This window comes from Kitasatospora sp. NPDC048715, assembly GCF_043198905.1.
In the GTDB taxonomy this organism is placed as follows: domain Bacteria; phylum Actinomycetota; class Actinomycetes; order Streptomycetales; family Streptomycetaceae; genus Kitasatospora; species Kitasatospora lactacystinica.
In genome coordinates this window covers 127,865-141,695 of sequence record NZ_JBICVH010000015.1, presented here as the reverse complement: position 1 = coordinate 141,695, position 13,831 = coordinate 127,865, and the positions used below count along the sequence as shown (strand labels likewise).

13 protein-coding genes are annotated in these 13,831 nt (G+C 75.8%); 9 read left to right on the top strand and 4 right to left on the bottom strand.

What is annotated here, in order from left to right; genetic code table 11:
* Positions 1 to 24 precede the first annotated feature (24 nt).
* Positions 25 to 948, bottom strand: a complete 924-nt coding sequence (locus ACGFSC_RS27030) for an EamA family transporter (protein WP_359902649.1) — start codon at positions 946 to 948, stop codon at positions 25 to 27.
* A gap of 111 nt (positions 949 to 1,059) precedes the next feature.
* Here ACGFSC_RS27030 and ACGFSC_RS27025 point away from each other — a divergent pair, with 111 nt between their 5' ends.
* The gene (locus ACGFSC_RS27025) at positions 1,060 to 1,557 is read left to right on the top strand and encodes a MarR family transcriptional regulator (RefSeq protein WP_359902646.1); all 498 of its coding nucleotides are present in this window, start codon (positions 1,060 to 1,062) and stop codon (positions 1,555 to 1,557) included.
* Positions 1,558 to 1,813: 256 nt separating this feature from the next.
* On the opposite strand, the gene ACGFSC_RS27020 is transcribed toward ACGFSC_RS27025, so the two are convergent.
* Positions 1,814 to 2,707, bottom strand: a complete 894-nt coding sequence (locus tag ACGFSC_RS27020) for a methyltransferase domain-containing protein (RefSeq protein ID WP_359902643.1) — start codon at positions 2,705 to 2,707, stop codon at positions 1,814 to 1,816.
* 47 nt (positions 2,708 to 2,754) lie between these two features.
* Between ACGFSC_RS27020 and ACGFSC_RS27015 the strand changes: the two genes are divergently transcribed.
* A complete protein-coding gene (locus ACGFSC_RS27015; RefSeq protein WP_359902641.1) occupies positions 2,755 to 4,257 on the top strand; it encodes a PLP-dependent aminotransferase family protein in 1,503 nt (500 codons plus the stop codon).
* 115 nt (positions 4,258 to 4,372) lie between these two features.
* Complete coding sequence (locus ACGFSC_RS27010; protein WP_359902639.1) at positions 4,373 to 5,575, top strand: glycoside hydrolase family 3 N-terminal domain-containing protein; 1,203 nt, start codon at positions 4,373 to 4,375, stop codon at positions 5,573 to 5,575.
* A gap of 160 nt (positions 5,576 to 5,735) precedes the next feature.
* Here the strand turns inward: ACGFSC_RS27010 and ACGFSC_RS27005 are convergent, their stop codons facing one another.
* Positions 5,736 to 6,464, bottom strand: a complete 729-nt coding sequence (locus tag ACGFSC_RS27005; RefSeq protein ID WP_359902637.1) for a polysaccharide deacetylase family protein — start codon at positions 6,462 to 6,464, stop codon at positions 5,736 to 5,738.
* Positions 6,465 to 6,685: 221 nt separating this feature from the next.
* On the opposite strand from ACGFSC_RS27005, the gene ACGFSC_RS27000 reads away from it, so the two are divergent.
* The 3 genes from ACGFSC_RS27000 (at position 6,686) to ACGFSC_RS26990 (ending at position 7,948) form a co-directional block, all read left to right on the top strand.
* A complete protein-coding gene (locus tag ACGFSC_RS27000; RefSeq protein WP_359902635.1) occupies positions 6,686 to 7,147 on the top strand; it encodes a hypothetical protein in 462 nt (153 codons plus the stop codon).
* 284 nt (positions 7,148 to 7,431) lie between these two features.
* Positions 7,432 to 7,773, top strand: a complete 342-nt coding sequence (locus ACGFSC_RS26995; protein ID WP_359902632.1) for a metalloregulator ArsR/SmtB family transcription factor — start codon at positions 7,432 to 7,434, stop codon at positions 7,771 to 7,773.
* 43 nt (positions 7,774 to 7,816) lie between these two features.
* The gene (locus ACGFSC_RS26990; RefSeq protein WP_359902629.1) at positions 7,817 to 7,948 is read left to right on the top strand and encodes a DUF6126 family protein; all 132 of its coding nucleotides are present in this window, start codon (positions 7,817 to 7,819) and stop codon (positions 7,946 to 7,948) included.
* A 19-nt stretch (positions 7,949 to 7,967) separates the two neighbouring features.
* On the opposite strand, the gene ACGFSC_RS26985 is transcribed toward ACGFSC_RS26990, so the two are convergent.
* The gene (locus tag ACGFSC_RS26985) at positions 7,968 to 10,559 is read right to left on the bottom strand and encodes a cytochrome P450 (protein ID WP_359902626.1); all 2,592 of its coding nucleotides are present in this window, start codon (positions 10,557 to 10,559) and stop codon (positions 7,968 to 7,970) included.
* Between the two features lie 342 nt (positions 10,560 to 10,901).
* On the opposite strand from ACGFSC_RS26985, the gene ACGFSC_RS26980 reads away from it, so the two are divergent.
* The 3 genes from ACGFSC_RS26980 (at position 10,902) to ACGFSC_RS26970 (ending at position 13,712) form a co-directional block, all read left to right on the top strand.
* The gene (locus ACGFSC_RS26980) at positions 10,902 to 11,666 is read left to right on the top strand and encodes a sigma 54 modulation/S30EA ribosomal C-terminal domain-containing protein (RefSeq protein WP_359902624.1); all 765 of its coding nucleotides are present in this window, start codon (positions 10,902 to 10,904) and stop codon (positions 11,664 to 11,666) included.
* A 52-nt stretch (positions 11,667 to 11,718) separates the two neighbouring features.
* The gene (locus tag ACGFSC_RS26975; RefSeq protein ID WP_359902621.1) at positions 11,719 to 12,228 is read left to right on the top strand and encodes a hypothetical protein; all 510 of its coding nucleotides are present in this window, start codon (positions 11,719 to 11,721) and stop codon (positions 12,226 to 12,228) included.
* A gap of 860 nt (positions 12,229 to 13,088) precedes the next feature.
* Positions 13,089 to 13,712 (top strand): hypothetical protein, encoded by a 624-nt coding sequence (locus ACGFSC_RS26970; protein WP_359902618.1) that lies wholly within the window; start codon positions 13,089 to 13,091, stop codon positions 13,710 to 13,712.
* Positions 13,713 to 13,831: the final 119 nt, after the last annotated feature.

Below are 13,831 nucleotides of genomic sequence, written 5' to 3'. Positions count from 1 at the left end.
GGGAACGGTGTCGGTGGGACGGGGTCAGGCGTTCTCGCGGACGGGCCGCGGGGTGTCCGCCGGCCCGGTTCCGGGTGCCGGCTCGGGCGCGGTGCGGGTCCGTCGGGTCTGGGCGGCGATCAGTGAGCCGAGCACGACCAGCGCGCCGAACGCCTGGAGCGGGCTGAGGTCCTGGCCGAGCGCCAGCCAGCCGAGCAGGGTGGCGACCACCGGGCTGAGCAGCGAGAGGAAGGAGACCGAGGTCGGCGGCAGCGCGCGCAGCCCGCGGAACCAGAGCGCGTAGGTGACGGCCGCGCCGATCAGGCACAGGTAGGTGTAGCCGAGCACGTTGGCGAGGGTGTAGTGGGACGGCGGCGCGCCCTCGGAGAGCAGCGTGACCGGTACCAGCAGCAGTCCGCCGGCCGTGAGCTGCCAGCCGGTGGTGGCGAGCATCGGCGCGGGGGAGACCCAGCGCTTGGAGAGGACGATGCCGGCGGCCATCACCACGGCGCCGCCGAGCGCGGCGAGCACCCCGATCGCGTCCAGCCGGGCGTTGGCCCGCAGCACCAGCAGGCTGACGCCCGCGACGCCCGCGATGCCGGACAGCACGGTGCGCAGGGTGAGCCGGTCGCCGAGGACCAGGGCCGAGAGTCCGGCGGTGACCAGCGGCTGGACGGCGCCGACGGTGGCCGCGATGCCGCCGGGCAGACGGTAGGCGGCGATGAAGAGCAGGGCCTGGAACACCCCGATGTTGAGGGCGCCGAGGACCAGCGAACGCCACCACCAACTGCCCTGCGGCAGACGGCGGGTGAGGGCGACGAGGAGCAGCCCCGCGGGCAGGCAGCGGATGACGGCGGCGAGCAGCGGGCGGCCGGGCGGCAGGAGTTCGGTGGTGACCAGATAGGTCGTGCCCCAGACCGCCGGAGCGAGGGCCGTCAGCAGGACGAGGGCGAGGCGATTTCTTAGCACTAAGGCAATGTATCTCAGCGCTAAGGCATTCTTCACCGCATCGGGTGAGTGATGTGGCTCACAGTTACCTCACCGCTAAGGAATCCAGTGGGGATCGCCTACCCTGAACCCGTGGCAGATCATGTGGACCGCGTCGTCGCGCAATGGGGTGCCGAGCGCCCCGACCTGGACGTCTCCCCGATGGAGGTGTTCGGCCGGCTCAAACGCCTCTACCGGCTGGTGGACGCGGCACTCAACCGCACCTTCGCCGAGCACGGACTGGACGCCGCCTCCTTCGACGTGCTCGCCACCCTCAAGCGCAGCGGCCCGTCCTACCGCCTCACCCCCTCCGGACTGATGCAGTCCGCGATGGTCACCTCCGGTGCCATCACCCAGCGGCTCGACCGGCTGGAGGCCCGCGGCCTGGTCACCCGCACCCGCAGCGACCAGGACGGCCGCAGCCGCGAGGTCGCCCTCACCCCCGAGGGGCACGTCCTGATCGACCGCGCGCTGCCCGACCACCTCGCCACCGAGCACCGGATGCTGGCGGGCCTCGACGAGGCGCAGCGGACGGCGTTCGTCGAGGTGATGCGCACCCTGCTGGCGGACTTCGGGGACAGCCCGGAGTAGCCCCGTCCGGTGCCGGTGCCGGTGCCGGTGCCGGTGCCCGTGCCCGTGCCGGTGCCCGTGCCCGTGCCCGTGCCCGTGCCGTCCCGGCCCGCCTCCGTACCGGGTGGGGCGGCGGGTCGTCAGGTCGTCGGGTCGTCGGGGCGGTGGCTCCCGCGGGCGCGGTCGAGACCCCCGTCCACGACCCCGCCCGCGGGCTCCGCTCCGGCCCGAGCCCGAGCCCGAGCCCGAGCCCGTCCCGGCCCGTCCCGCGTGGCGGCTACGGGTTGACCGCCACCGCCTTGAAGAAGGCGTAGTGGAACGTCCCGCCCGGCCCGGCCGCGCGGCGCAGCTCCGCGATGCCCCGGTCGAAGTCCTCCGGGGTGGTCAGTCCGGCGGCCACCGCGTCCGCGCGGACGGACTCGACCATCGCGACGAAGGTCCGCCGGGTGAACCCCTCCACCAGGGCCGGGTCGGCCCCGTCGGCGTAGACCGTGCGCGGGCGGACCGACACCCGGGCGAAGCCGGCCGCGGTCAGCAGCGGGTGGAGGCGGCGGCCGAGCAGGCCGTCGCCGCCCGCCCGGGCCTGCAGCCGGACCAGGTGGTCGACGGTGCGCCGGGCCGCCGGGCTCTCCGGGTGGAAGAAGGCCGAGCCGTGGTCCCCCTCGATCACCGTGATCGTCCCGCCCGGCCGCAGCACCCGGCGCAGCGCCGCCAGCCCGGCCGTCGGGTCGGGCAGGTGCTCCAGTACGAAGCACAGGAAGACGTGGTCGAACGAGGCGTCCGGGAACGGCAACCGGTGCAGGTCGCCGTGGTGCCAGCTGACGTCCGCGGCGGGTGCCTGCTCGGCGACCCGGGCGCGGGCCCGGGCCAGCGACTCCGCGGAGAGGTCTGCCGCCGTCAGCCGGATCCCCGGGTTGGCGGCCAGCAGGTGCACGGTCTGCGCCCCCACCCCGCAGCCCGCCTCCAGCACCCGGCTGCCGGCCGGGTACGCGGTGCCCGCGTGCAGCAGGTCGGCGAGGGTGTCGGCCTGGTCGCCGAGGCGCCGCGCCTCGGTCCGCGAGTAGCCGTGGACGTAGTCGGGGCGGTCGTCGGGGCGGTCGTCAGGGCGCTCCGATGCCGCTGTCCCCGTGGTCGTGGGCGATCCCGTGGTCGTGGGCGTTTCCGTGAGCATGGGCGCTTCCGTGGTCATGGCCCCACCCTCGCCGCCACTATGGTCCGGTGAACAGGTCCAAAGCCGAGGCATCCGACCGGTCCAAAGAGGCCGGCGCCGACTTCCTGCAGCTCGACCCGGCCGACGCCCCGCCCGGCGGGCTCACCGACTGGCTGACCCGCCGACTGCGCGAGGCCGTCGCCGACGGGCGGCTCCCGGTCGGCAGCAGGCTGCCCGCCGGCCGGGTGCTGGCGGCCGAACTCGGCGTCTCCCGCGGTGTGGTGACCGACGCCTACCAGCGCCTCGCCGAGGAGGGGCAGGTCGTCGGCCGCGGGCGGGGCGGCACGGTCGTGGTCGCGGCCCCCGCGGCCCCCGCGGCGCCGCACCGGGCGCCCGCGGCGGAGCCACCCCGCCCGGCGCCCGCGCTGTTCCGGGCCGATCCCGGCCCCGAGGTCTTCGACCTGCTGCGCGGCACCCCCGCCCGGATCGACCTCACCCCGGGCGTGCCCGACCTCGCGGCCTTCCCCCGCGCCGCCTGGCTGCGCGCCGAACGCGCCGTCCTCGACGACCTCGCCGCCTCCGACCTCGGCTACGGCGACCTGCGCGGCACCCCGGCCCTGCGCCGGGCCGTCGCCCACTGGCTGGCCCGAAACCGGGGCATCCGCGCGGACCCGGACGAGGTGCTGATCGTCGCCGGCACGGCCCAGGCGCTCGCGCTGCTCGGCCGGGCCCTGGGCCGGGCCGGCATCGGCGAGGTCGCGGTCGAGGACCCGGGCTCCCTCGGTGCCCGGCACCACCTCGCCCACTGGCTCGCCGCCACCCCGCCGGTCCCGGTCGACGCCGAGGGCATCCGGGTCGACGCGCTGCGCGCCACCGGCGCCCCGGCCGTCCTGCTCACCCCCGCCCACCAGTACCCGACCGGCGTCGTACTGGGCGGCGACCGGCGGCGCGAACTGCTGCGCTGGGCGGGGGAGGGCGGCCTGGTCATCGAGGACGACTACGACGCCGAGCACCGCTACGACCGGCCGCCCGTCCCGGCCCTGCGCGCCGCCCTGCCGGACCGGGTCTGCTACGCGGGCAGCATCTCCAAGCTGCTCGCCCCGGCGCTGCGCACCGGTTGGCTGCTGGTCCCGGCCCGGTTGCGGGACGCCGTCCTGAACGCCAAGCGCTTCGCCGACCTCGGCAACCCGGTGCTGCCCCAGCTGGTGCTCGCCCGGCTGATGGAGTCCGGCGACCTCGACCGCCATCTGCGGCTGCTGCGCCGCCGCCACCGCCGCCGCCGGGACGCGATGATCGCCGCCATCCGCACCCACCTGCCGGGAGCCACCGTGCACGGCGCGGCGGCGGGCCTCCACCTGATGCTGACGCTTCCGGAGGCACCCGGCCGCACCGACACCGAGCTGGCCGCCGCCGCCCTGGCCGAGGGGGTCAAGGTGCAGCCGCTGTCCTGGCACGCCCGGCTGCCGTACCCGCCGGGCCTGGTGCTCGGGTACGCGGCGGGTTCGACGGCGGAGATCGCCGAGGGGCTCGCCGTCCTGGGGCGGCTGGTCCGGCGTTCGTCGCCGATGTGAGGACGATGAGGATATTAAGGCGGATTATCGGATGAATCTGATGCAGGGGGGAGTGCCCCGCGGTACCCCTGGGTACGTTGACATGCTGAAGTCAAATGTCGGCCCGGGAGGCGTGATGGCCCTGTTCCGAAGTGTCGCCCAGTTCGGGGTGGTGCTGGCCGTGATGGGGATCGCGCTCGGTCCGGTGCCGCTCGGCGCGCCCGCCCGGCCGCACGGTGCCCCGGGTACTCCGGGTACTCCGGGTGCTCCGGGCGTTGCGGGTGCTCCGGGTGCTCCGAACGAGAGGGGTGCGGCGATGGCCGGCCAGGAGCGGGAGGACGCGCGGGTGCTCGCCGGGCGACGGATCGTGCTGTCGTACCCCGGTCCGACGCCGCCGGCCGGGGTGCTCCAGGCGATCCGGGAGGGCCGGGCCGCCGGGGTGATCCTGTTCGGTGAGAACGTCACGAGTCCGGAGCAGCTCGCGGAGTCGGTCGCGGAACTGAAACAGGCCGCGGCCGAGGCGCCGCACCCGCGCACCCTGCTGCTGATGACCGACCAGGAGGGCGGCAAGGTCCGCCGGCTGCCCGGTGCGCCCGAACTCTCCGCCCGCCGCGTCGGGTTGGCGCCGGACCCGCTCGCCGCGGCCGCGGAATCCGGGGCCGGCGCCGCCCGGACCCTCGCCGACGCCGGACTGAACCTCAACCTCGCCCCGGTGCTCGACGTCTACGACAAGCCGGACAACTTCATCGACCACCCCGAGCGCTCCTACGGCCAGGACCCGGCCAAGGTGGCGGAGTTGGGCAGCGCCTTCCTCACCGCCCAGCAGGGCCTCGGCGTGGCCGCGACCGCCAAGCACTTCCCCGGCCTCGGCGCCGCGCCCCGGGGGGAGAACACCGACGAGCGCCCCGTCACCCTGAACGTCCCGCTGTCGCAGCTCCGCTCCCGGGGCGAGGCCCCGTACCGGGCGGCCGTCGCGGCGGGCGTGCGGCTGGTGATGGCCTCGTGGGCGGTCTACCCGGCGCTGGACCCGGACCACCCGGCAGGGTTCTCGTCCACGATCATCCAGGGCGAGCTGCGCGGCCGGCTCGGCTTCGACGGCGTGACCGTCACCGACGCCATGGAGGCGGAGGCGCTCGCCCCGTACGGCGGAACCGGCGCCCGGGCGCTGGCCGCCGCCGAGGCCGGGATGGACCTGCTGCTCTGCTCCGCCCGGGACCCCCGGCAGGGCGAGGAGGCCACCGAGGCGCTGGCCGCCGCGCTGGACGACGGCCGCCTGGACCGGCACGCCTTCGCCGAGGCGGTGGCCCGGGTCGACGCCCTGCGCGGCTCGCTGGAGTGAGCCGACGGGGCCGGTCGGTGCCGTCCGGCACGGCGCCGCGGGGCGGGGCGGCACCGGCTGGCCGCGGGGCGCGGTGGCGTCGGCGGGCGGGGCGGCGGTGGTCCGCTCCCCGGACTCCCGTCCGGGCGGGTGACGCCGGGGCGCGGAAGGCCCCGGCCGGTCACCGGTCGAGCAGGGTGCGCAGGTCGATGACGCGGTAGCCGCGGGCGCGGGCGCCGTCGAGGATGCGGGGCAGCGCCTCGGCGTCGAGGCAGGTGTCGGGTCCGTCCTCCTCCGAGGCGCCGACGTGCAGTTGGAGGACGGCGCCCGGGGTGAGCGCGGCGAGGGCGCGCTCGACCGCGCGGTCCGCCGTCATGCCGTGGGCGGGGCCCAGGTAGCCGTTGGTGTCGGCGGTGAATTCGAGGTCGGCGTAGCCGAGCCGGTTGACGGTGGCGATGCCCTCCGGCGTGGTCGCGCTGTACGGGAAGCGGAAGAACGGCAGCGGTTCGGCCCCGGAGGCGCGGCGGATCGCGGTGTCGGCGCGGTGCACCTCGGCGCGGGCCCGGTCGGCGTCGAGGGTGGAGAAGTCGGGGTGGCTGTAGGAGTGGTTGCCGAGGCCGTGCCCGGCGGCGGCGATCGCGCGGACGGCGCGGGGATGGCGGTCGGCGAATTCGCCGGTCGGGAAGAAGGTGGCGGGGGCGTCGCGGTCGCGCAGGACGGCGAGGACGGTGTCCAGCCCGGTCTCGTTCCAGGCGGCGTTGAAGGTGAGGGCGAGGACGCGTTCCGCGGTGGGCAGGCGGCGGATCTCGGTGCCCATGAGCGTGGCCGGCGGCGACGCGGCGGCCAGCAGCGCGAGGAGGACGAGGACGGCCGCGGCGGCGGTCCCGGTGGCGGTTCGGATGCGGTTCATCCGGGCTCAACGTGGGCGTTGCCTGGGAGGGTACGGAAGTTCGGCCGTTCGAGGGTGATTGCGCCATCGAAGGTCTGCTTTCGGACGAGGCCTCGTATCCAAGGGTAAATCGGCGTCACTGCATAGGAATCGCATGGCAAAGTTCCTGTCGTGGGCCTATGAAATGTCATATGTGCCACACCACCTGTCCCAGTCCGTCCGTCCCCTCCAAGGAGGAACCCATGAACCGGATCGCCCGGATCGCCGCCGGCGCCGTCGGTGCCGCCGCCCTGCTCTCGGCCCCCGTCCCCGCGTTCGCCGCGGCCCCGGCCGTCGCCACCACCACCGTCACCACCTGCGGCTCCTACAGCCTCCAGGCGGGCCTGGCCACGTACGCCTGCGCCGACGTGACCGGTGACGGCGTCGCGATCTACGGGAAGATCGGCCTGGCCGGTCCGCCGTCCCCGGGCACCCCGTGGCCGCCGGCTCCGAAGGAGCTGGTGACCCACCTGTCGGCCAACGTGACCGGCGGTGCCTCGCTCGGCACGGTGAACGGCCGCACGGTGTTCCAGGTGTCCACGGTGCGGGTCGACGGCATCTCGACCACCGTGCCGTGCGGGTCCACCGTGCACGTGTCCTTTGACGTCGAGGGGTTCTGGAGCGGCCAGGTGCCGGCCACGGTGGATGTGCCTGTAGTCTGCTGACGGCGCGTCACCGTGACTGCCGAGCCCGGGAGTTGGCAGCATCCCGGGCTCGGCTTCTGCATGTCGCGGTCCGGTCGGCGGGCGGTCGGGGGGAGCGCCGGGCGGCGGCCCGCCGAGGGCGGACCGGAGGTCTGTCGAGGGCCCGCCGGGGGTCTTGCCGGCGCTCGACGCGCTGTGACGACTTGAAGAAATCTTCATCTGTCGCGATGATGCCTACCGGCCGCGGCATCGATCCCCGCCCGGCCGGACGACCACCGAGCCGGAACCGAGGGAGAGCGCGGACGATGCCGGTGCCGCTGTACCAGGCCAAGGCGGAGTTCTTCCGCACCCTCGGCCACCCCGTGCGGATCCGGGTCCTGGAGCTGCTCCAGGACGGCCCCCGGCCGGTGCGCGAGCTGCTGGCGGAGATCGAGGTCGAGCCGTCCAACCTCTCCCAGCAGCTCGCGGTGCTGCGCCGCACCCAGCTGGTCACGGCGACCCGTGAGGGCAACACCGTGGTGTACGCGCTCAGCACCCCGGACGTCGCCGAGCTGTTGCGCGCGGCCCGCCGGATCCTGACCGAGCTGATCACCGACCAGGGCGCGCTGCTCACCGAGCTGCGCGCCTCCGGTGGCCGGCTCCGCTGAGCCGCGCCCGGCCCGTCCGCCCGATCCGAGGAGAAGCACCACCATGAGCGACAGCACGAGCGACGAGAAGAGGCGCCGCAAGGCGATGCTGATCCGCGCGGGCATCTACATCTTCGCCACGCACCTGTTCGCCGGTTTCGTGCTGCTGCTGTTCGCGCTCGGCGGCCGGAAGTAGCGCACCGGGAACCGGTGGCTCACCGGCGCCGCCCGTGGTCCGGCACCAGGTACCGGTCGCTGGTGCTGGTCCAGGCCAGAACGCCGGCGACCAGCTCCCGGGTGCCGTCCAGGTACCAGCGCCCGGCCGGGTGGCGGCGCAGCAGGTCGCGGCGCAGTTCCTCGCTCTCCTGCTGCAGCCGTGCCACCCGGGCGCGCACCGCGTGGACCGCCCGGCCGCGGGTCCAGCCGTGGGCCCGCTGGAGGGTGAGCACCGTGTTGAACGCGGGCCCGGCCTGCCGCTCCTCGCGCCGCAGTGAGTAGAGGTCGTTGATCAGTGTGGCGGCGTCGGCGGTGTTGGCGCGCAGCCGGTGCAGCGCGGGCTCCGCGTGCAGTGCGGCCGGGGCGTCGGCGCCGTGGACCCGTTCCAGTATGTTCATGAACGGGTAGAGGCAACTGCCGTGCCGGCGCAGCTTCATGGTGTCGGTGAGGTCGAGGCCGAGGGCGGGCACGGTGCCGCGGGCGCGGTGGTCGGCCTCGGCGGGGAAGGTGGCCAGGCAGGCCCGCCACTCCCGGGCCGCCCGGGCCCGCCACTCGGGGGAGGTCGAAGCGGTCTGCCGCTTCCACAACTCCCGCCAGGAGACCAGCATGTGGCTCTCGGACGGGCTCTGGGACGGGCTCCCGCCGCGGGTGCCGCCGAGGACCGCGATCAGCGGGTCGACCACGGCGTGGGCCGCGGCGGGGTGGCGGCCGGGCGGGCCGTCGAAACGGTCGTCCAGGATGGTGAACCAGCCCAGCATGTCCACCAGGAGGTCGAGTTCGGCGCCCCGGACGCGGGGGAAGGCGTGGCCGATCAGCTTCTGCAGCCCGTAGGCCCGGTAGCGGGGCAGTTCCGCCGGGGTGAGCAGGCCGCGGCGGACCACCCAGTCGGCGTGCCGGTCGGCGGCGAGGCGCAGCTCGTCGGACGGCCGGGGGTCCGCCGAAGCGGCCGGACCCGCGGGGGAGGCTGGACCGGCCGGGGTGGCCGGACCCGCGGGGGCGGCCGTGGGAGCGGTCGTGGTGGTCGTGGAGGTGGTCGTGGGGCCGGTCGTGGAGGCGGTGCCGGTGAAGGGACACCGGACCGGCGGCGGCTCACCGTGCGAGGAGGGCACTGCGGCCCCCGGTGAGGACGCGGCATCGCCCTCTCGGGAGGCCGCCGCGGTGCGCCCGCGTGGGGAGCGCGCGCCGCGCGGCGCGAGCCGCACCCGAAGGCCGTGCGCCTGGACCGTCGTCCACACCACCTCGCGGGCCCGTGCCCCCGGCACCGCCGTGGGCCGCCAGCGGCGCAGGATCGTCGCGGCCGCGACGGTCAGTTCCGCCCAGGCGAAGGCCTCGCCGATGCACTTGTGCTTGCCCGCTCCGAACGGCAGGAAGGACGGCCGCCCGGAGCCGCCGCCGTCCTGCCAGCGCTCGGGCCGGAAGTTCATCGGCTCCGGGTAGCGCACCGGGTCGCGGTGCAGCGCGGTGAGGCTGTACAGCAGCTCGGTGCCGGCCGGGACGCGGTACGGGCCGAGCTCGACCGGCACCCGGGCGGTGCGCATCAGGAAGGCGTTCGGCGCGTGCAGCCGCACCACCTCCTGGGTGACGCTGCGGGTGTAGGTGAGCCGGGCCAGTGCCTCCGGGGTGGGGACGGCGCCCGCGGGCAGGTGCTCGTCGAGCTCGGCGAGGATCCGGGCCTCCACCTCGGGGTGGCGCAGCAGCTCGTCCAGCAGCCAGGTGAGCGTGGTGGAGACCGTCTCGGTGCCCGCGCCGAACATGGTGATCGCCTCGGACCGCACGTCGGCCTCGGTGAGCGGGCGCCCGGTGGCCGGGTCGGTCGCGGCGCGCAGCAGGGCGGGCAGGGTGCGCCGGCCCGCTCCGGGGCCCGTGGTCGCGGCGCGGCGGTTGACGGCCTGGTCGACCACCCGGTTGAGCACCCGCACGGCGTCGTCGAAGCGCCGGTTGACGGGCAGCGGCAGCCGGGCGAGCGCCGGGTTCGGGTAGAGGGACTGGACGATCTGGCCCTTCACCAGGTCCGGCAGCGCCCGGTGGAACGCGACGGTGGCGTCCTCGCTGAGCCGGGCGTCGAACAGCGTGCGGGTGACGATCTCCAGCGCCAGGTGGTTCATCTCCTTGGCCACGTCGAGGACCTGCCCGGGGCGCCAGCGTCCGGCCCGCTCCTCGGTGACCTGCTGCATCACGGCCAGGTACTCGCCCATCCGGTCCGGACCGAAGGCCGGCTGGATGATCCGGCGGCGGTCGCGGTGGGCCTGGCCCTCGGACATCAGCAGGCCGTCGCCGAAGGCCGTCCTGAGGGTGTCCTGGACGGCCCCGCGCGGGCAGTCGTGGGCCAGTGCCACGAGCAGGGTGTGGACCAGCCGGGCGTCGGTGACCACGCAGACGGTGCGTGGTCCGAGCCGGATGCGGACCACCCCGCCCTGGCGGGCGAGCGAACCGAGGAAGCCGAGCGGGTCGCGCAGCAGGGCGCCGGCGTGCCCGAGGCCGGGCAGGGCACCGGGGGCCAGCGGCGGGACGGCGGCGCGGGCCAGCGGGGACGGGCCGGGAACGGTTCTCGGGGGGACGATCAGCTTCCGCGTTTCGGTCAGCAGGGACATGACACTACCTCTCAACCAGAGTGGCCGGTGCGGGCGATGCCGGGCGGCAACGGCGGGCCGGCCGGGAGCCGGGGGACCGCCCAGCGCGGGCCCCGCGCGCGCCCCCGGCGGGAGGGCGCACGTTGAGCAAACGCGCCGGTTTCCCGAGCGTTGCGCCGAATGTGCGGGGATCACTCCAACGGCCGAGTGGATCGACCCTTTCGTGCGTGCTCGAAACTCCGTGTTGACCTGCGCGGATGCGTCCGTACGGGTGGTCCGCGGCTTGCCTGCGAGGCAGGGTCTTTGGACCCTCGCCGCACGGGCGTGCGAGGGACAGCATGGATGCGGAGAAGGAGGAACCTGATGACCCGTCTGCGCCACCGGCCGGCCCTCGACGTCCGGGTGGAGATCCGCGGCGAGCTGCCCCGCGAGGACGCCGAGTACGCCCGGGCCCGGGCGCTGGCCACCGCCACGGCGCTCGGCCCCGACACCCGCGCGCTGCGACTGCGGCTGACCCGCTCGCGCAACCGGTCGGTGACCCGGCCCGCGCTGGCCCAGGCGGACGTCGAACTGGCGGGCGTCGGGCCGGTCCGGGTGCAGCTGGCCACCGGCACCGCACGGGAGTCCGTCGACCTGGTGCTCGGCACGCTGGCCGGCCGGGCCGTCCGACTGCGCGAGCAGGGCGACATCGGCTTCGCCGCCGCGTACGAGAGCGCCTACCGCCCGCAGTTCGCCTACCGCCCGCTCGCCCAGCGGCGGATCGCCCGGCACAAGGCGGTCGTGCCCGCCCGCCGCAGCCCCGAGCAGGCCGTGCTCGAACTGCTCGCCCTCGACCGGCGGTTCCACCTCTTCGCGGACGCCGCCACCGGCCGGGACGGCCTGGTCCACCGCTGCTCGCCGGGCGGCACGCTGGAGTTGTGCGCCGCGGGCACCAGCGCGATGCCCCCGCTCGACCTCGCCGAGGCGGCCCGCCGGCTCTGGCTCACCGGTCGCCCGTTCGTCGGCTGGACCGACCCCGGCGACCACCGGGCGCGGGTGCTCTACCGCCGCTTCGACGGCCACTACGGCCTGATAGCGCCGGTATCGGACGGCCGGATCGGGGCAGGAACCCTGTTGGCACAGGACTGACACCACGACGCAACGACCACACCACGAACTCTCCACGACAGGGGCCGGGACCATGGACTGCGACGAGGTCATGCTGACCGTCCGGATCACCGCCGCCGAGCGGGCACTGCTGCGCGACCTCGCACGCGGGCACGGCGGCGACGTCTCCGAGGTGGCGGTGGACGGGCTGCTGGAGGTCATCCCCGCACTGCACGACGACGCCTGCGGCCTGCCGCTGCTGCGCGTTCTGGCCAGGCCGGCACCCTTCGCGCTCACCCTGTGGCTGCCCGCGCCGGTCGCGGACCTGCTGCCGCTGCTCGGTGAGCGGCTCGTACGGACCGGCGGCCCCGCGGCCGGGCCGGCCAGCGCCGCGCTCTCCGCGGCCCTGCGGCTCTGGCTCGCCGGGGACCGGGTCGTCCTGGCGGCCGGGCTGGCCCGGTTGCACGGGGGCTGCGCCGCCGGCGCGGTGGAGGCGGTGCGACCGGGGGTGGGTGCGGCGGTGCGCTCCGGGGTGGGTGCGGCGGTGCGCTCCGGGGTGGGCGGGGCGGCCTTCGGGGTGGAGCCGGTGAAGGCTGCGGCCTGACCTCCCGGCCCGCCTGACGATCCGTCATACGTGCTGGGTGTAGGCGAGTTCGGCTGCCTGAGCCGCGCCCCGGCCGCCGTCCGGGGCGGGTCCGGTGCGCCCGAACCGCGGTCCGGCCGAACCGGGCGATCGAACCTGGCGAACCGGGCGTCGAACCTGGCCGTCGAACCGTCCGGGGAATTCTGCAAGAGGTTTCTGTTATTCCCGGTCACCCCTCCCGCTCTCCGAAGTGTCGGAAGACCCGGGCCCCCTCCACCGCGGGGACGCGCGGGTCGTCGTCGCACGAGGAGGGAACGCGATGGGGCACCCGGGCGGCGGGCTCCGCCGGAGCAGGAGCGCAGGCTCACCCCATGAGGTGTCCATCAGCCAGATCGCGCCGAATTCCGCCGACCTGATTCGACGGGCCGCGCCCGCCCGGCACTCCCGGCCCGGCGCCCCGGCCGGCAGCCGCGCGCCGACGCGGCCGCCCGGACGCGACCACCCGCCGAAGCCTGCCGCCGGTCCGCCCTCACCGCGGACGGCGGCGCGCCGCTGCCCGGGCCCGGAGCGCGGCGGTACCGCGGCGGCCGGCCGCCGGAGCCGCGACAGTCGAAGCGGCAGCCCTTACCAGAACTGGTCGCTGTCGAAGACCTCGTGAGCCGTTCGGGGTAAGGCTGTTCCCGTGAGCCCGTAAAACCGGTCGGCCCGTACGCCGGCCGACCCTTCGACCCGAGCCGCCGACGCCCGCGCGCGCCGCGAGGCCCGCAGGCCGGCAGGTCCGTCGCGCCGGGAGCGGCCGCCGCCCACCCAGCGGCAGCCGTTCCCGGCGCCGGCCGTTCCCAGCGTCCCTGCCCCCCACACCGCCCCGAGGACCCTCCCGTATGCGAACCCGCCCCCACCTCGCCGCCCTCGCCCTCACCGCCGCGGCCCTGCTGTCCGCGGCCGTACCCGCCGCCGCCCACGGCGACAGCGTCCACCTGGACGTCACCGGCCAGCAGAACGGCCGTGTCAGCACCGTCGCCACCTGGGAGAACGACCACGACCCGGTGACCGGGGAGTTCGCCGGCACGCTCCTCGCGACGGCCTCCGACGGCCGCACCGTCGGGCCCTGGCGCCTGGTCACCGTCCCCGGCCGCCCGGGGACGTACACCACCCGGGAGGTCCTCCCGGTCGGGCACTGGCGGGTGACGGTGGACTGCGCCTTCCCCGCCCTCGGGCACGGCGAGCGCGAGCTCGACGTCGACACCGTCGAGATCGCCGACCCGGCGCCCCCCACGGCGCTGTCCGAAACCTCGCCGCGGTCCGCCGGGGTGACCCCCGCCCCGCTCCGGGAGAGCACCGGCGCGACGGGGACCACCGCCGCCCCCGTCTCCGCCCGGGAGGCCTCGCCCGGCCCCGCCCACGCGACCACCTCCGACGCCACCGCCTGGGCGGCCATCGGCACCGCCTGCGCGGCCGTCGTCCTGGTCGCCACCGGGCTCTGGCTGCGCCGTCACCGCGGCTGAGCCGCCCGGAAGCCGCCCGCCCCGGGAACGGGGACGCACCCGCCGTGGAACCGGCCGGGTGCGAACCGACGTCCCTTCCGGTCACCGGGCGCCACCGGGCGCCCGGACGACCGCAAGGG